The sequence below is a fragment of the Companilactobacillus versmoldensis DSM 14857 = KCTC 3814 genome (assembly GCF_001434295.1).
Classification (GTDB): Bacteria; Bacillota; Bacilli; order Lactobacillales; family Lactobacillaceae; genus Companilactobacillus; species Companilactobacillus versmoldensis.
The window spans coordinates 1-2,562 of sequence record NZ_AZFA01000048.1 but is presented as its reverse complement, the minus strand read 5'-3'; the positions used below and the strand labels follow the sequence as shown (position 1 = coordinate 2,562).

Sequence of the window (2,562 nt, the reverse complement as noted above, 5' to 3'; positions counted from 1 at the left end):
AAGTCATGATAATGATTGTATTTCTAAAGTCGACTTTACGTCCCTTAGCATCAGTTAGGATACCGTCATCCAAGACTTGCAACAAGATATTGAAGACATCTGGATGAGCCTTTTCAACCTCATCTAGCAAGATAACTGAGTAAGGCTCGTTTCTAACTTTTTCAGTCAATTGACCACCTTCGTCAAAGCCAACATAACCAGGAGCAGAACCAATAAGTTTTGATGTACTGTATTGTTCCATGTATTCTGACATATCAACTCTGATCAAGTTGTCTTCTGAACCAAACATGACTTCAGCAATTGACTTAGCTAGCTCAGTTTTACCAACACCCGTAGGTCCCAAGAACATAAACGAACCAATTGGGCGGTCAGGATCTTTCATACCACTTCTTGCACGGCGAATAGCTCTTGAAACAGCACTGATGGCATCATTTTGTCCAATGACACGTTTATGCAATTCCTTTTCAAGGTTCAATAGGCGTTCGCTTTCCTTACGAGTGATCTGTTTAACAGGAACACCTGTCCAGTCAGCAATGATTTCGGCAATATCAGCCTCAGTTACAACGGGTTTCTTCTTCTTACCATTGTCTTGAGCTTGCTTATAAGCTTCGATTTTTTCCTGAATATCTTGCTCTTGTTCACGGATCTTAGCTGCTTTAGCAAAGTCCTGGTTAAGGATTGCAGCATTCTTTTCGTCGATCAATGAAAGTGATTGTTTATTTAAATCATCTAATTGGCTGTTACTCTCTGTATTATGGATTCTTACTTTTGCAGAAGCCTCATCGATTAAATCAATAGCCTTATCTGGCAAGAAACGATTAGTTAGGTATCTCGTCGATAATCTAACGGCAGCTTGTACAGCCTCATCAGAAATTGTCAAACCATGATGTTGCTCATAACGAGGACGCAAGCCATCAAGAATTTGAATAGATTCATCTGCAGTTGGTTCTTCAACATAAATCTTAGCAAAACGACGTTCCAATGCAGTATCTTTTTCGATGTATTTTTGATATTCATTTGAAGTAGTAGCACCAATCAATTGCAACTCTCCACGAGCTAAAGCAGGTTTCAAGATATTAGAAGCATCGATAGCACCTTCAGCTCCACCAGCACCAATCAAAGTATGTAATTCATCAATAAATAAAATGACATGCTTGTCAGCATAAATTTCTTCGATAATCTTCTTCAAACGGTCTTCAAATTCACCACGGTACTTTGTACCAGCAACTAGAGATCCCATATCTAACATCATGATACGTTTATTTTGCATATCAGCAGGGACGTTCTTAGCCATGATTGCTTCAGCTAATCCTTCAACGATAGCGGTTTTACCAACACCTGGCTCACCTACTAAGACTGGATTGTTTTTTGTCCGACGACTAAGGATTTGAATAGTTCTTTCAACTTCCTTGGCCCGACCAACAACTGGGTCAACTTTATTATCAGCAGCTAATTTAGTTAAACCACGGGCCAACGAATCAAGAGTTGGAGTACCTGCCTGTGCAGTCTTCTTCTTTTGATTCATTCCCATACCTCGACGGGCTGTCTTGTTAGTCATACCCATCTTACTTAATAGTAAGTTCTTTGTCTTAGTCAAACTAAGACCAAGGTTAGTTAAAATACGATTTGCTAAATTGTCTGAATCATCCAAAATTGCTAACAGGATATGTTCAGTTCCAATCCTATTTGAACTGTATTGATTAGAAACAGTTTCTGAACTAGATAGAATCTGTTGTCCTTTAGGTGAATAAGGGAGGTAGATACCACTTGCTACGTTGGCTGATGTATCACCGTAACCGGTCAGATGCTCAATCTCTTCTTGAACGTCTCGATCACTAACGGCTAAGTCACGTAAGGTAATTCCGGCAATACCGTCATTTTCCATAGTCAGACCTAGTAAGATGTGTTCAGTTCCAACAGCATTATGATGAAATGTTTTAGCCTGCTCTTGAGCCAAAACAAGTGCGTTTTTCGCGCTTTCGGTAAACACTTTGTCCATATTAGTTACCTCGACTTATTTATTTACTTGTGATGAAAGTATAATTCCAATGCATATAATTGCAAGCAAAAACATCCACTCCGAAATCTATGACATTATCGTCATTTCCTAAACATTCATCTGTCTGAATCTAAGGCAACAATACCATTGTTCCCTATTGATTCATACAAATTGGTTTCAAAAATTTATTTATGTTCCTGTCTATATTTTACCAACATCTATAAATGGTTCCAACTAATTGGCCATTTTATTTCAAATAATTAGTTATCGGTCAATCAGAAAAATGACACAACAAATGTTTAAGGATAATAATACTAATGTTTTTGATCTAGTTTGTAAAGTGATTAAACTTTAACAACCATTTATTATCCTGCAAAAAATAAAAAGACCGCAAATTCATCTAAAATGAATTTACGATCTAATAAAAGAGTTGTATCAGCTCTTTACTGGTCCGAATCGGGAAGACAGGATTTGAACTTGCGACCCCCACGTCCCGAACGTGATGCTCTACCAAACTGAGCTACTTCCCGATAACTGATATCTGAAAGCGGAAGACGGGATTC

General features: G+C 38.1%; 1 protein-coding gene and 1 tRNA gene. Both read right to left on the bottom strand.

What is annotated here, in order from left to right:
• On the bottom strand, nt 1-1,999 hold a 1,999-nt coding region (locus tag FC27_RS11375; protein WP_056938107.1), incomplete at its 3' end, for an ATP-dependent Clp protease ATP-binding subunit.
• A 456-nt stretch (nt 2,000-2,455) separates the two neighbouring features.
• A tRNA-Pro gene (locus tag FC27_RS11370) sits at nt 2,456-2,529 on the bottom strand.
• Between the last annotated feature and the right edge of the window lie 33 nt (nt 2,530-2,562).